The organism is Kitasatospora sp. NPDC091207 (assembly GCF_044768625.1).
Classification (GTDB): Bacteria; Actinomycetota; Actinomycetes; order Streptomycetales; family Streptomycetaceae; genus Kitasatospora.
The window spans coordinates 512347-528607 of sequence record NZ_JBIVVS010000001.1; the positions used below are offsets into that span (position 1 = coordinate 512347).

Genomic DNA, 16261 nt, shown 5'->3' on the forward strand with positions numbered 1-16261 from the left:
ATGCGGGTTCTCTTCGTTGTCTTCCCCAGCGTTTCCCACCTCTACCCGGTCGTGCCGCTCGCACGGGCCCTGTGGGCGTCCGGGCACGAGGTGTGCGTCGCCTCGCACGCCGGTATCGCTGAGGGCGACATGTCCGACGCGATCAGGGCCACGGGTCTGACCGCCGTACCGCTCGGGCCTCGTGAGGAGTTGCACGAGGCGGTGGCCGCGCATCGGCGGTCCGCTCCCGGGGCGGCGCGGGAGGTCCTGGCGTTTGACCCGCAGGGCGGCGGGGACTGGCGCACCGTCAGGAACGTCCTCCTGGGCATGTTCGACATGTACTACCCCGCTCGCTCCGAGGCGGATGGGCCCTGGCCGATGCTCGACGCACTGGTGGAGTTCACCCGCGACTGGGAGCCGGACCTCGTACTGTGGGACCCGCTGTGTCCTCCTGCGGCCGTCGCGGCGCAGCTGAACGGGGTTCCCCATGCCAGGGTGCTGTGGGGTCTGGACAGCGTGGGCTGGATCCACGGTCAACAGGGCCCGGGCGACGACCGGTTCGCCGAGTGGATCCGGCCGCACCTGAAGCGGTACGGCCTCGGCTTCTCCTCCGAGCAGATACTGGGTCAGTGGAGCCTGGACCTGGTCCCGTTCGGGACGCAGCTTCCCTTCGAAGGAGTCTCCGTACCGGTCCGACGCGTGCCCTACACCGGCGCCTGCACCTTGCCCGAGTGGCTCCACGCCCGGCCCGAACGACCCCGGGTGGTCCTGTCCCTCGGTATGAGCGCCCGCCGTGACCCCGAGGGAATGAGCGGTCTGCCGCTCACGGAGATCCTGGAGAAGGCCGCGGGGCGGGACTTCGAGCTGGTGGCGACGCTCGATCCGGCGGAACTGGGCTCCGGCGTACTGCCCGACAACGTCCGGGCGGCGGGATACGTACCGCTCGATGTGCTGCTGCCCGGGGCCTCGGCCGTCGTGCACCACGGTGGCGGCGGTACCTTCGCGGCAGCGGTGGCCCATCGTGTGCCGCAGATCATCGTCCCCGTTCCCAAGTGGGACGAGCGGGTCACCGGGCGGTACGTCCAGGAGCACGGCGCCGGAATCGTGCTCGATCGCGCGAACCTGTCCGTGAACGAGCTGTACCTCGGTATCGAGCAGGTGGTGAAGGACCGCGCGTTCTCCGAAGGGGCCCGCGCGCTGCGTCGTCAGTCGCTTGCTCTGCCGGGTCCGCTGGAGGCGGTGGCACTGCTGGAGCGGCTCACGCAGGGGCGGTCGCGCCGCTGAGACTGCGCGGCGCGGGGGGGGCCCCCCCCCCCGGGGGGGGGGGCCCGCCCCCCCCCCGCCGGGGGGGGGGGGGGGGGGCCCCCCCCCCCCCCGCCCCCCCCCCCCCCGGGGGGGCGGGGGGGCCGGTTGGTGGGGGGGGCCCGGCGGGCGCGGCCCCCGCGGGGGGGGGCGGCCGGGGGCGAGGGCGCGGCGCCGGGCCGCAAGCCGACGAGGGCTTGCGGCCCGGCGCCGCGCAGTCGTGGTCGAAGGTGTTGTCACCGACCTACGCGGAGTCCGCGACCGGGCTGGTGCTTCGGGGGCGCGGAGGAACCCCCAAACGGAATCCGACGCCGCGCACGGTGGTGATCCAGTTACTGGAACCGAGTTTGCCCCGCAAACTGCTGACGTGCGTGTCTATCGTCCGCCCCGGCTTCGACCCCGCGTCACTCCATACCTGGGCCATGATCTGCCGGCGCGAAACGACGCTTCCCGGACGTGAGGCGAGCAGGTACAGCAGGTCGAACTCCTTTCGGGTCACCTCCACCGGCATGTTGTCCAGAAGGATCTCCCGGGCGTGGAGGTCGATGCGCAGCGAGCCGACCGTAATGATGTCCTCTGCGGCGGACGACTGAAGTCGGACTCGGCGCATGACGGCTTCGATTCGGGCGATCAGCTCGGCCAGGCTGTACGGCTTGACCACGTAGTCGTCCGATCCGGCGCGCAGACTGAGGACTCTGTCGAGTTCCGTGTCACGAGCGGTCACGACGATGATGGGGACGTCGCAGGAAGCTCGAATGATTCGGCACAGTTCCACGCCTTCCAGATCCGGAAGATCCAGGTCCACGAGGAGCAGGTCGGCCTTCTGGTACTGCTGGAGAGTCTCGGCGCCGGTGTCGACCGCCACGGCGTGGTACCCGTGTCGACGCAGCCCCATCATGAGGAATTCCGCCGCGTGGGGCTCGCTCTGCACGGTGAGTACGCGTACGGCCGTACGAGGGTCCTGGAATCCCGTGCGTGGTGACGTAATCACTCTGGGTAAGTGGCGCGAGATGCGCGGCTCCATAAGCCTTGTCGACTGTTGGTCCATACCGAGATACCCTCCACTTTCATCCAATGAAACGGAGCTTGAGTCAGCATCTTCAAACGCGCATGGGGGATGCACATCGACCCGTTTTGGATCGACGGCGGGCGGTTGACAAACGGTGAGGACCGAAGTGCCGGTAATCCGTCGGCAGGGCGCGAATGCCGACGGAAATCAGGGTCGGGAGGTGATCTACCCGCGCCGATCGACATGTCGGTAATAGCCCATGAAACAAGACATTCCCCGTGACCCCCGTCGGCCGAGCACTATGCTTCACTCTACATTGACTACGAATACAATAGTACAGTGGAGCATCTCGTACAAACAGTGTACAGGTAGGGGGTACGTTGTACACGGGTGTTATGGCGCGAGAATGCGACTGCGCTGGAACATCGCCTGTGACCTGCCGGAGGAGCGCCGTGTCGCCCGTGCGCCGGACGCCCGGGTCGACGAAGTGGTGCTCGCTGCCGGGGGGCGGACGCGCGCCGGCGCCCCCGTCGACGTCCTGGCCGCCGCTTCCGACAAGTCGGGAAGCGGCGCGGGCGACGAGGCCGGGCCCCGGGAACCGCTCCGCGACGGAAGGCCCGGTCGGATTGGTCCGGCCGGGCCTTTTGTGTTCTCCGGGGGTGGGTGGGGGGGGTGATGCGGCGTCATGGGGGCGGTGGTCAGGGGGTGGGTAGGGGTGGGGCGGGGCGTATGAGGGGGATGGGCATCTGGTCCCGGTGCGGCGGCGGGGCTTGAATGGCAGCCAGGTGGGCCGTCTCGGGTGGCCCGAGGGAGGGTGAGGGATGGGAATGCCACGGTACGCAGCGGCACCGGAGCGGAGCAGTCTCTGGATCCGGCGGTTCCAGCCGGCGCCCGCCGCGCCGGCGCAGTTGGTCTGCTTTCCTCATGCCGGCGGTTCGGCAGGGTACTTCCTGCCGGTGGCGCGGGCGATGCCCACGTCGGTGGACGTGCTCGCGGTGCAGTATCCCGGGCGGCAGGACCGGGCGGGGGAGGCCTGCGTCGAGGATGTGCACCAGCTCGCGGACCAGGTGGTGCGGGAGCTGCTGCCGTGGGCGGACCGGCCGTTCACGCTGTTCGGGCACGGCCTCGGGGCGTCGGTGGCGTTCGAGGTGGCGGTCCGGATGGAGCGGGCCGGGATCGTGCTGCAGGGGGTGGTGGTCTCGGGGCGGCGGGCGCCCTCGCGGCCGCGGGACCCGGCGCAGGACGTGCACCGGGCGGACGACCGGACGCTGATCCGGGACGTGGAGCGGTTGAGCGGGACGGATCCGCTGATGCTGCGGGACCCGGAGCTCCTGGAGATGGTGCTGCCGTCGGTCCGCGGCGACTACAAGGCCGCCGAGACGTATCGCAGCCGTCCCGGCCGGGATCGTGTCGGGCAGCCCCTCCTGGTGCTGACCGGGGACGCGGATCCGCAGGTCACGGCGGTGGAGGCGGAGGCCTGGGCCGAGCACACCACCGCCGGCTGCTCGGTGCGGACCTTCGCGGGTGGGCACTTCTTCCTCAATGACCACTCGCTGTCGGTGCATTCGGCGATCAGCGCGTTCATCGCCGGTCGGAACCTGCCGGCGCGGCTCGGGCAGGGCCGGCTCGGGTAGGGCGCGGCTCGGGTGGGGCCGGGGCGGGGCCCGGTGCCTCCTGCCGGGGTCGCGCCGGCCCCGGGCCGCCCCGGGGCGGTGGCGTGGGAATGACATCGACAGATCCTCTGATCCGATGATGAGAATTCCCGGCGGAATTCAGGCGGCCCGCAGGCGGGTTATTCGACTGCTTATAATCCGACAAATGGCGCAGCTTGTGATTCTTTTCAAAAATGCCTCGCGTCCCCTTCCGGCCACCGTTAGTATCAGAACGAATGCTTTCGGTGATCGTTCGATGGTGGATCGCGAAGGGGGTGGCCATGGGCGAGCAGCTGCGCTCCGTGCTGCGTCACGTCGCCTACCCGTTCCTACTGGTCACGCTGGTGTCGATAGCGACGGCGGCCTTGCGCTGGCGCTGGGATCTCGGTCGGGTGAGCCAGTTCTTCCTGATCGGAACGATCGGCTATCTGACGGTTCTGGAATGGTTGATTCCGTACGAACCTGAATGGCGGCCGAGCGCCGGCGAGTGGGGCTGGTACGGCACCTACTTCGTGCTGACGATGATCGGCGGGGCACTGTCGCAGGTGCCGGTGTCGGCCGTGGTCGGGTGGGCGGCGCCCTTGCATCCGGTGCTGCCGCTCCAGGTGGAGATCCCGGCGGCGCTGCTGCTCGGCTCGCTGGCCAACTACCTGATGCACCGGTGGAGCCACGCCAATCGTTGGCTCTGGCGGCTGCACGGAGTGCACCACGTGCCGGACAAGGTCAACGTCGCCAACAACGGGGTCAACCACATCGTCGATGTGGTGCTCACCCAGGGGGCGGTGCAGCTCTCGCTCGCGCTGGCGGGTTTCTCGGTCGAATCGGTCTTCGTCGTGGGTCTGTTCGTGGTCGCCCAGGGCTACTTCGTGCACGCCAATGTCGATGTCCGGATCGGTGCGCTCAACCATGTCTTCGCCGGCCCGGAGCAGCACCGGCTGCACCACAGCGTCGACCTGGCGGAGGCCGGGCACTACGGGTCCGACCTCTCGGTCTGGGACCACGCCTTCGGCAGTTTCACCTGGCAGCCGGGTCGCCGGCCGGCCGCGGTGGGGCTGCGGTACCCGTCCGACTTCCCCCGGACGCGTGAGGTGATCGCCAGTCATCTCCAGCCTTGGCGCCGCCCGGTGCGGGCCGACGACTCCCCGGCCTGACGTCCCGCTGCCCGTGCCTCCCGTCCGGGACTTCTCCGACATTCGCCCGAGATCCGATCCGACCTTCCGTTCGTAGCTTCCGACTTCTGCCGGCCTTCGCGATTCCGAACGCGTTCCGGTGGTGCCGTCCCGCGCTGCCGCCGTCCATCTGTCCGCTCACTCCCCGGCCCTCGGCCTGTCCCCTTCGGCCGGTCCGGTCTCCGGCCTGCCCGGAGCCGGTCCGCAGCCGCCGTCCCCACGCCCGTGCGGTGCTCCCACGCCCGTGCCGCGCGCGCGAACGCAGCGACACAAGGACTCGACCATGACGGATTCATGCCCCGCCGCCTTCCCCGATCCCACTGACGCATCGACCGCCTCCGACACCCTCTACGCCACCGCCGCCCCTGCGGCCCTCTCCGCCCCGACCGGTGCCGGGCCGCTCGCCGGTGAGCCCGGCGGTGGTCCGGAGAAGATCGCGATCATCGGAATCGGCTGTCGGTTCCCGGGCGGTGCCGGCGACCACCGGTCGTTCTGGCAGAACCTGGTCGAGGGCAAGGACTGCATCACGCCGACCCCGCCCAGCCGGTACGACGTGGCCACCCTGGGCAGCCGGGACAAGGCCAAGCCCGGCCGGCTGGTCGGCGGCCGGGGCGGCTACATCGACGGCTTCGACGAGTTCGACCCGGCGTTCTTCGGGATCAGCGGCCGGGAGGCCGACCACATGGACCCGCAGCAGCGGAAGCTGCTGGAGGTGGCCTGGGAGGCCCTGGAGGACGGCGGGCAGAAGCCGGGCGAGCTGGCGGGGCGTGACGTCGGCGTCTACGTGGGCGCGTTCACCCTGGACTACAAGATCGTCCAGTTCTCGGACCTCTCCTTCGAGACCCTGGCCGCGCACACCGCCACCGGCACCATGATGACGATGGTGTCGAACCGGATCTCGCACTGCTTCGACTTCCGGGGGCCCAGCGTCTCCCTCGACACCGCCTGCAGCTCCTCGTTGGTCGCCGTCCACCTCGCCGCCCAGAGCCTGCTGCGGGGCGAGACCGACCTCGCGCTGGCCGGCGGCACCCTGCTGCACATCGCGCCGCAGTACACCATCGCCGAGACCAAGGGCGGCTTCCTCTCCCCGGAGGGGCGCTCGCGCACCTTCGACGCCTCGGCCGACGGTTACGTCCGGGCCGAGGGTGTCGCGGTCGTCGCGCTCAAGCGGCTCTCCGACGCCCGGCGCGACGGGGACCCGATCCACGCCGTCATCATCGGCAGCGGGGTCAACCAGGACGGCCGCACCAACGGGATCACGGTGCCCAACGCGGATGCCCAGGTCACCCTGATCGAGCGGGTCTGCGCCGAGGCCGGCATCACGCCGGGCACCCTCCAGTACGTCGAGGCGCACGGCACCTCCACCCCGGTGGGGGACCCGATCGAGGCGAACGCCCTGGCGCGGGCGCTGGCGGTCGGCCGCCGCCCCGGCGACAAGTGCTACGTCGGCTCGGTCAAGACCAACATCGGGCACACCGAATCCGCCTCCGGCCTGGCCGGGCTGATCAAGTCCGCGCTGGCGCTGAAGCACCGGCTCATCCCGCCGCACATCAACCTGGAGCGGCTCAACCCGGCGATCGACCCGGCCACCCTGCCGTTCGAGATCCCGACCGAGCTCACCCCCTGGCCCGCCCACCGGGGGCCGGCCCGGGCCGGGGTGAACTCCTTCGGGTTCGGCGGCACCAACGCCCACGTGCTGCTGGAGGCGGCTCCCGAGCCGGCGCCCGCCGAGCAGCGGCCCGCGCCGGCGGGCGGTCCCACCGTCCTCCCGCTGACGGCCCGGGACGCCGCCGCGCTGCCCGAGCTGGCCGCCGGGATCCAGGGCGAACTGACCGGAGCGCGCGGCGGCGTCCCCGCCCGGACGGTCGACCTCGGTCACACCCTGGCCCACCGCCGCCAGCACCTCGACGCCAGGCTCTCCGTGGTCTACGACTCGCGCGAGTCGTTGGACGAGGCGCTCACCGCCTATCTGCGCGGCGAACCGCACCCCCGGGTGCTGACCGGCCAACGGCGCGAGGCCCGGCACCGCCGGCTGGCCTGGGTCTTCACCGGCATGGGGCCGCAGTGGTGGGGGATGGGCCGCCGGCTCTTCGCGACCGAGCCGGTCTACCGCGAGGCCGTCGAGCGCTGCTCCGAGCACCTGGCCGAGCTCACCGGCTGGTCGCTGACCGACGAGCTGGCCGCCGACGAGGCGCACTCCCGGATGGCCGAGACCTGGCTCGCCCAGCCGGCCAACTTCGCCGTGCAGGTCGGCCTCGCCGCCCTCTGGCGCAGTCGCGGGGTGCGTCCGGACGCCGTGGTCGGCCACAGCACCGGCGAGGTCGCCGCCTTCCACGAGGCCGGCGTCTACGACCTGGCCGACGCGGTCAAGGTGGTGGTGCACCGGAGCCGGCTCCAGCAGAAGCTGGCCGGCACCGGCGGCATGCTCGCGGTCGCCCTCACCGAGGCCGAGGCGGTCCGCCGGATCCGCCCGTACGGCGACGCGGTGTCGGTGGCCGCGATCAACAGCCCGGCCTCGCTCACCCTCGCCGGGGACGAGACGGTGCTCGCCGAGCTGGCCGCCGCGCTCACCGCCGAGCAGGTCTTCGCCCGGTCGCTGACCGTCGAGGTGCCGTACCACAGCGCCCGGATGGAGTTGATCAAGGACGAGCTGCTGGAGTCGCTCGCCGACCTCAAGGCCCGCCCCGCCCGGGTGCCGCTCTACCTCACCGGCCGGGAGGGCACCGCGCACGGCACCGAGCTGGACGCCGCCTACTGGTGGCACAACGTCCGGGACAGCGTCCGCTTCCAACAGGCCGTGCAGCGGCTCGGGGACGACGGGTACAGCCTCTTCCTGGAGGTCGGGCCGCATCCGGTGCTGGGCCGCTCGATCCAGGAGACGCTGGAGGCCCGCCCCGGCGGGGCCGACCGCCCCGAGGTCCGCACCCTGCCGTCGATCCGCCGTCAGGAGGACGAGCGGACCACCTTCACCGCCTCGTTGGCCGCCCTGCACAACCTGGGCGTCGAGGTCGACTGGTCGGTGCTGCAGCCCGCCGGGCGCCCGGTGCCGCTGCCGCGTTACCCCTTCAAGCGGGACCGGCACTGGGTCGAGCCCCGGTCGGTGGAGCAGGTCCGCCGGGGCCGGCTGGACCACCCGCTGCTCGGCCGTCGTCTCGCCGGTGCCGAGCCCGCCTGGGAGGCCAGGCTGGACGCCGAGGCGCTGCCCTACCTGGAGGACCACCGGATCCAGGGGCAGGTGCTGTTCCCCGCCGCCGGGTACCTGGAGATGGCCGTCCAGGCGGTCCGCGCGCTGACCGGCGGTGCCGACGCCGCGCTGGCCGGCATCGAGCTGCGCAAGGCGCTCTTCCTGCCCGACGAGGAGAGCCGGGCCGTCCGGCTCACGCTCTCCGCCGAGAACGGCTCGTTCACCATCAGCACTGGCACGGCCGGCCCCGCGGACGGCACCGGCGGAGCCGGGCCCGAGCGCACCGTGCACGCCGTCGGCACCGTCCGCCCCGGCCAGCGCCGCCGGCCCGGCCACCGGCTGGACGCCGAGCGGATCCGCGGCCGTGCCGCACGCCACCTGGCCGGTCCGGACTGCTACACCGCCCTGGCCGGCCTCGGCTACCACTACGGCCCGGCGTTCCAGGGCATCGACGAGGTCTGGATCGCCCCGGGCGAGGCGCTGGCCGTGGTCCGGCCGACCACGGCGATCGCCGGGCAGGGCGCCGGGCACCAGGTGCACCCGGTGCTGATGGACGCCTTCTTCCAGACCCTGCTGACGCCGCAGCTCCTGGTCGACGGCCCGGCGGGCACGGGCATCAAGCTGCCGCTCGCCGTCGAGGAGGTCCGCCTGGAAGCGGTCGGTGAGCAGCCGCTCTGGGTGCACGCCACCGTGACCCGCGACGACGGGGACGAGATCGTCGGGGACATCGCCGTCTACGACGGGAGCGGCGCCCCGCTCGGCGGGATCACCGGCTTCCGGGCGGCCGACGTGGAGAAGGCCTCCACCGCCGTCGGCCTCGCCACCATCGACGGCTGGCTCGTCGAGCCCTCCTGGGAGGCACTGCCGGACGCGGTGGACACCCCCGACCTGCTGGCCGAACACCCCGACCACTGGCTGCTGTTCGCCGACGGCCAGGGCGTCGCCGAGGAGCTGGCCGCCCGGATCGCCGGGCGGGGCGGCAGTTGCCACCTGGTCCGTCCGGGCAGCGGCTACCGGCCGGCCGCCGACGGGGGCGCGTCCACCGTCGAGCCCGGCTCCGCCGCGGACCTCGGCCGGCTGCTGGCCGACCGGCGGGCCGCCGGCGCGCCCGACCCGGCCGCCGTGGTCCACCTCTGGAACCTCGACCGGCCCGCGCTGGCCGGCGCCGATCACGCCACCGTGGCCGGCCACACCGGCGCCGGCGCGTACAGCCTGATCACGCTGGCCGCCCTGCTCGGCGCCGAACTGCCCGACAGCAGGCTGCACATCGTCACCCGGGCCGCCCAGGCCACCGCCCCCGGCGAGCCGGTCGAGCCGCTCGGCGCGCCCGCCTGGGGGATCGGCCGGGTGCTGCGCCACCAGGAGCTGCCCGGCCACCCCGGCAAGCTGATCGACCTCGGCCCGGCCGGTCCGGCGGCCGAGGAGGCGGCCGCGTTGCTGCGCGAGTTCGCGCTGGCCGACGAGGACGAGATCGCGTTGCGGGCCGGGCGCCGGCTGACCAACCGGCTGCGCCCCGCCGAGGGCCTGACCGGGCCGCTGCCGCCCAGCCTGCGCCCGGACGGCAGCTACCTGGTGACCGGTGCGTTCGGCGCGCTCGGCCGGCTGCTCTGCCGCACCCTGGTCCGCCGGGGTGCCCGGCGGCTGATCCTGGTCGGCCGCAGTCCGCTGCCCCCGCGCGAGCAGTGGCGCGGGCTCGACCCGGCGAGCCCCGCCGGTCGCAAGGCCGCCTTTCTGCGCGAGCTGGAGGCGCTCGGCGCCCAGCCCGTTCCGGTGTCGCTGGACATCACCGACGAACGCGCGCTCGCGGACTGGCTCGCCGCGTACCGGGCGCTGGACCCGCCGCCCGTCCGGGGCGTGTTCCACCTGGCCGGCCAGGTCCGCGACACGCTGGTGCCGGAGCTGGACCGGGAGGTGTTCGACGCGGTGCACGGCCCCAAGGTGCTGGGAGCCTTCGCCCTGCACCGGCAGCTGGCGGGGGAGCCGCTCGACCACTTCGTGCTGTTCGCCTCGATCGCCTCGCTGCTGACCACCGCCGGCCAGACCAACTACGCGGCCGGCAACGCCTTCCTGGACGCGCTGGCGCACCACCGCCGGGCCCTCGGCCTGCCCGCGCTCAGCCTGGACTGGGGGCCCTGGGCCACCGGCATGATCGAGGAGCTCGGCCTGATCGAGCACTACCGCAACAGCCGCGGGATGAGCTCGCTCGCGCCCGAGAGCGGGATGGCCGTGCTGGAGCGGGTCCTGGGGCAGGACCGTGCCCAGTTGCTGGTCGCCACCGTGGTCGACTGGCCGGTCTTCCTCTCCTGGTACCCGGCGCCGCCGCCGCTGGTCGCCGGCCTGGCGGCGGCCGCCCGGGAGAACGCCCCGGCGCCGCGGCAGAGCAGTGTGCTGGAGGCGCTGCGGGCGGCCGACGAGGAGGAGCGCCGGGCCCTGCTCACCGAGCGCTTCGTCGCGCTGGCCGCGACCGTGCTGCGGGTGCCGGCGGAGCAGATCGGGCCCGGGACCGGTCTGAGCGCGCTCGGCCTGGACTCGCTGCTCGCGATGGAGCTGCGGGCCCGGCTCAACACCGAGCTCGGTACCGCCCTTCCGGTGGTGGCGCTGCTCTCCAACGCGCCGGTGGCCGAGCTGGTCGCCCAGCTGTACAGCGGCCTGGCCGAGCTGATCGAGGACGAGGACAGCGGTGCCGCGACGGCCGAGGTCGAGCGGTACGAGGACGAGGCGTACCACCCGCTGACGCAGAACCAGAAGGCGCTCTGGTTCCTCAAGCAGCTCAACCCGGACGGCTTCGCCTACAACATCGGCGGCGCGGTCGAGGTCCGGGTCGAGCTGGAGCCGGAGCTGATGGCCGCCGCCTTCCGGACGCTGGTCGGGCGCCACCCCAGCCTGCGGGCCAACTTCGTACTGGACGGCGGGCACGCCGTCCAGCGGGTCCGCGCCGAGGTCGAGCCGGACTTCGGGGTCTTCGACGTCCAGGGCCTGGAGTGGGCCGACGTCCACGACCTGATCGTCCGTGAGTACCGCAAGCCGTACGACCTGGAGCGCGACCCGCTGGTGCGGTTCCGGCTGTTCAAGCGCGGGCCGGAGCGCTGGGTGATCATGAAGGCCGTCCACCACATCATCTCGGACGCGATCTCCACCTTCACCTTCATCGAGGAGCTGCTCGCCGTCTACGAGGGGCTGCGGCAGGGCCGGGCGCCCGAGCTGCCGCCGGTCACCGCCCGCTACCTGGACTTCCTCAACCGGCAGAACGAGTTCCTGGCCGGCCGCGAGGCGCCGCGGATGCTCGACTACTGGCGCTCGCACCTGCCCGCCGAGGTGCCGATCCTCAGCCTGCCCACCGACAAGCCGCGTCCGGCGGTGCAGACCCACAACGGCGCCTCCGAGTTCTTCGTGCTGGACGAGGAGCTCAGCGCCCGGGTGCACACGCTCGCCCGGGAGCACAACGTCACCGTCTTCATGGTGCTGCTCAGCGCCTACTACCTGCTGCTGCACGCCTATTCCGGGCAGGACGACATCATCGTCGGCAGCCCGGTGACCGGTCGCACCGACGAGGAGTTCGCCTCCGTCTACGGCTACTTCGTCAACCCGCTGCCGCTGCACGCCTCGCTGGCCGGGGCGCCGACGGTCGCGGAGCTGCTGGCCCAGGTGCGCACCACCGTGCTGGGCGGGCTGGACAACCAGGAGTACCCGTTCGTCCTGCTGGTGGAGAAGCTCGGGCTGCAGCACGATCCGAGCCGCTCGGCGGTCTTCCAGGCGATGTTCATCCTGCTGCACCACAAGGTGGCCACCGAGAAGTACGGCTACCACCTGGAGTACATCGAACTCCCGGAGGAGGAGGGGCAGTTCGACCTCACGCTGTCCGCCTACGAGGACGAGGCGGAGCGTCGCTTCCACTGCGTCCTCAAGTACAACACCGACCTCTTCCTGCCCGAGACGATGGCCCGCCTGGCCGGGCACTACCGCCATCTGCTGGAGGGGCTGACGGCGGCGGACGCCGACCAGCCGGCCACCCGGCTGGAGCTGCTCGGTCCGGTGGAGCGGGCCCGGACGCTCCAGCGGTGGAGCGGTGCCGATCGGCGGGTGGCCCACGAGGAGCCGGTGCACGAGCTGATCCTGCGGGCCGCCGCCGCCGACCCGGACGCCCCGGCGGTGGTGGTGCCGGCGGAGTCCGGCCCGACCGCCCGGCTGAGCTACGGCGAGCTGGCGCGGCGTTCCCGGACGGCGGCGGCCCGGCTGCGGGCGCTCGGCGCCGGGCCGGGCTCGGTGGTGGCGCTCTGCCTGGACAAGTCGCCGGAGCTGGTGGTCGCCCTGTTGGCGGTGCTGCGCACCGGCGCGGCCTACCTCCCGCTGGACCCGAGCCACCCGGCGGACCGGCTGGCGGACATGATCGAGCGGGCCGGTGCCGGTCTGCTGGTCGGCGATCCGGAGCGGCTCGGCGGGCTGCCGGCCAGGATCGTCGGGCCGGCCGAACTCACGGGGCCGGCCGGACTCGCGGAGCCCGGCGAAGCGGCTGAGCCGGGTGGGCCCGCCGGGTTCACCGACGAACCGGTCGACCCCGACAGCCCCGCCTACGTCATCTACACCTCCGGCTCCACCGGCCGGCCCAAGGCCGTCCAGGTCTCGCACCGCAACCTCGCCTCGGCCTTCCAGGCCTGGCGCGCCGAGTACCGGCTGGACACCGACGCCCGGGTCCACCTCCAGATGGCCAGCCTCTCCTTCGACGTCTTCACCGGGGACTACGTCCGCGCGCTCTGCTCGGGAGCGACCCTGGTGCTGGTCGGCCGGGAGCTGCTGTTCAACACCGCACGGCTCTACGAGGTGATGCGGACCGAGCGGGTGGACGCCGGCGAGTTCGTGCCGGCGGTGGTCCGTACCGTGGTCGGCCACTGCGAACGGTCCGGCCTCCGGCTGGACTTCATGCGGTTGCTGGTGGTCGGCTCGGACGTCTGGAAGGTGGAGGAGTACGAGCGGCTGCGCGCGCTCTGCGGGCCGCGGACCCGCCTGATCAACTCCTACGGCCTCACCGAGGCCACCATCGACAGCGCCTACTTCGAGGGTCCGGCCGACGGCCTGGAGCCGAGCCGGATGGTCCCGATCGGGCGGCCCTTCCCGAACAGCGCCTTCTACCTGCTGGACGGGCACGGTCGGCCCGTCCCGCCCGGCGTACCGGGGGAGCTGTGGATCGGGGGCTCCGGCGTGGCCCTCGGCTACCTCGGCGACGAGGAGCAGACCGCGCGCCGCTTCGCCACCCTGCCGCTCGGCGGGGCCGACGGCAGTGAGCCGGTCCGGCTCTACCGCACCGGCGACCTGGCCCGCTGGGACGCCGGGGGCGGGGTGCACCTGCTCGGCCGGGCCGACTCCCAGATCAAGGTGCGCGGCCATCGGATCGAGCTCGGCGAGATCGAGACCCAGCTCGCCGAGTGGCCCGAGCTCGGCCAGGCGGTGGTCACCGTCCGGCCCGACCGCAGCGGTGAGAACGTGCTCTGCGCCTACTGCGTCCCCGCCCCGGGCCGGACGCTCGACCGCCGGGAGCTCCGCCGCCACCTGGCCGGCTACCTGCCGACCTTCATGATCCCGACGTACTTCGCGGAGCTGCCCGCGCTGCCGCTCACCGCCAACGGCAAGGTGGACGTCGCCGCGCTGCCCGAGCCCCGGGCGGAGGCCGGGGGCCGGGTCGTCGAACCCCCGGTCACCCTCTACGAGATCCGGATGGCCGACCACTGGCGGGCGCTGCTCGGCGTCGAGGAGTTCGGCCTGGAGCACGACTTCTTCGAGTCGGGGGGCAGCTCGATCAAGCTGATCGAGCTGATCCACGGGCTGCAGGCCGAGTTCAACATCCGGATCCCGGTCAGCCAGCTGTTCAAGGTCACCACCCTGCACGGGATGGCCAGGACGCTGGAGCACATCATCACCGGTCGGCTCGACGGTGCCCAACCGTACCTCTGGTTCAACCAGGAGCAGCAGCAGACGATCTTCTGCTTCCCGCCGGCCGGTGGCCACGGTCTGGTCTACCGGCAGTTCGCGGCGCACCTGCCGGAGTACCGGATGGTCGCGTTCAACTACGTCGCGGGGGACGACAAGGTCGTCTGCTACGCCGATCTGATCGACACCATCCAGCCGGACGGGCCGTGTGCCCTGCTCGGTTACTCGCTGGGCGGGAACCTCGCCTTCGAGGTGGCCAAGGAGCTGGAGCGGCGCGGCCGGGCGGTGCCCAATGTGGTGATCATGGACTCGCACCGGATCCTGGAGTCCTTCACGCTCGGCGACGAGCACGTCCAGGCCTTCGAGCACGAGCTGGCCGAGCACCTGCAGCGGCACACCGGTTCGGAGATCGTCGCCCAGGAGACCCGCGAACAGGCCAGGGACTACCTGCAGTTCTGCAGCCGCACGCCCAACCTGGGGGTGATCGCCGCACCGGTCAGCGTGATCTCCGACGACGCGAAGGTGGCCCTCTACGCGGCCGGCGAGAACGGTGCCTGGCACGGCAGTTCGGCCACCGGCACGGCGGTGTTCCGCGGCTTCGGCACCCATGCCGAGATGCTCGACCACGAGTACATCGCGCGCAACGCCGGACTGGCCAGGGAGATCCTCACCGGGGTGGCCGCCGATGTGTCCTGAGGCCCGCGTCGCCCCGCCCGGGCCCGGTGACCCGGGCGGCCCCGACGGCGTTCGCACCAGCAGTGGTTCCGGCAGTCCCACACGAGAGGTGGACCACGTCATGCTCAGGCAGCATCAGCCGCTGTCCTACCCGTTCGAGGCGCGCGGCCTCGATCTCCACCCCCGCTACGCCGAGTTGCGGGAGCAGCCACTGCCCCGGATCCGGTTGCCCTACGGCGACGGGGCCTGGCTGGTCACCCGCTACGAGGACGTGCGGACGGTGCTGGCGGACCCGCGCTTCAGCCTCGCCGAGGCGATGGGCCACGACCAGCCCCGGATGCGTCCGGTCGCCCGCAGTGGCGCCGGTCTGTTCTCCACCGAGCCGCCGGAGCACACCCGGCTGCGCTCGTTGGTGGCCAGGGAGTTCAGCGCGCGCCGGGTCGAACGGCTGCGGGTCCGGGCCCGGGAGCTGGCCGACGAGCTGGTCGACGGCATGCTGGCGGCCGGGCGGCCGGCCGACCTGGTCGAGGACTTCGCGATCCCGATGCCGACCACGATCATCTGCGAGGTCCTCGGCATCCCCGCCGAGGACCACCGGATGCTCTGGCAGTGGGCGGAGACGGTGCTCTCCGCCGTCACCCCGGGCGAGGTGCTCGCCGTGGAGGGCCAGGCGTTCATCGAGTACATGGCCGGCGTGCTCGATCTGCGCGGCCGCGAGCCCGGCGAGGACCTGCTGACCGTCCTGGTCCGGGCCTGCCGCGAGCAGGAGCTGATCGGCGAGGACGAGCTGCTCTCGATCGCCTGTGACCTGCTGATCGCAGGGTTCGTCTCCACCACCAACCAGATCGGCAACTTCTTCCACCAGCTCCTGGTCAACCCGGAGGAGTTGCGACGCCTGCGGGAGAAGCCCGAGCTGATCCCGAAGGCCGTCGAGGAGCTGATGCGGTACGTGCCGCTGCTCACCGGCTTCAGCCTGCCCCGCTACGCCACGGCCGACGTCGAGCTGGGCGGGGTGACGATCCGGGCCGGTGACGCGGTGATGATCGCCACCGCCGCGGCCAACCGCGACCCGGAGGTCTTCGAGGAGCCGGAGCGCCTCGTCCTGGACCGTCAGGCCAATCCGCACATCGGCTTCGGGCACGGCGTGCACTACTGCATCGGCGCGCATCTGGCCCGGCTGGAGCTCCAGGTGGCCATCGAGACGGTGCTGGACCGGCTGCCCGGCCTGCGGCTGGCCGTCCCCGAGGACGAACTGCGCTGGAAGGCGGACGCGATGGTGAACGGGTTGCAGGCGCTCCCGATCGCCTGGTGAGCGACTCCGCCCGACAGCGGCCCACGGCAAGCGACACGCGCGACAGCAACGGCACGA

Annotated in this window: 6 protein-coding genes; 5 read left to right on the plus strand and 1 reads right to left on the minus strand. The window is 72.3% G+C overall.

Annotation, left to right across the window (positions count from 1 at the left end):
• Positions 1-1263 (plus strand): nucleotide disphospho-sugar-binding domain-containing protein, encoded by a 1263-nt coding sequence (locus tag ACIQTO_RS02265; RefSeq protein WP_402381691.1) that lies wholly within the window; start codon positions 1-3, stop codon positions 1261-1263.
• Positions 1264-1525: 262 nt separating this feature from the next.
• On the opposite strand, the gene ACIQTO_RS02270 is transcribed toward ACIQTO_RS02265, so the two are convergent.
• Positions 1526-2212 carry a response regulator transcription factor gene (locus ACIQTO_RS02270; RefSeq protein ID WP_402381694.1) on the minus strand — a complete coding sequence of 229 codons (687 nt, stop codon included), beginning with the start codon at positions 2210-2212 and terminating at the stop codon, positions 1526-1528.
• 905 nt (positions 2213-3117) lie between these two features.
• Between ACIQTO_RS02270 and ACIQTO_RS02275 the strand changes: the two genes are divergently transcribed.
• The 4 genes from ACIQTO_RS02275 (at position 3118) to ACIQTO_RS02290 (ending at position 16204) form a co-directional block, all read left to right on the plus strand.
• Positions 3118-3924 (plus strand): thioesterase II family protein, encoded by an 807-nt coding sequence (locus tag ACIQTO_RS02275; protein ID WP_402381696.1) that lies wholly within the window; start codon positions 3118-3120, stop codon positions 3922-3924.
• A 299-nt stretch (positions 3925-4223) separates the two neighbouring features.
• Positions 4224-5093, plus strand: a complete 870-nt coding sequence (locus ACIQTO_RS02280; RefSeq protein WP_402381699.1) for a sterol desaturase family protein — start codon at positions 4224-4226, stop codon at positions 5091-5093.
• Positions 5094-5394: 301 nt separating this feature from the next.
• Entirely contained in the window at positions 5395-14913 is a 9519-nt protein-coding gene (locus ACIQTO_RS02285) for an amino acid adenylation domain-containing protein (protein ID WP_402381702.1), read from the plus strand.
• A 100-nt stretch (positions 14914-15013) separates the two neighbouring features.
• Complete coding sequence (locus ACIQTO_RS02290) at positions 15014-16204, plus strand: cytochrome P450 (protein WP_402381705.1); 1191 nt, start codon at positions 15014-15016, stop codon at positions 16202-16204.
• Positions 16205-16261: the final 57 nt, after the last annotated feature.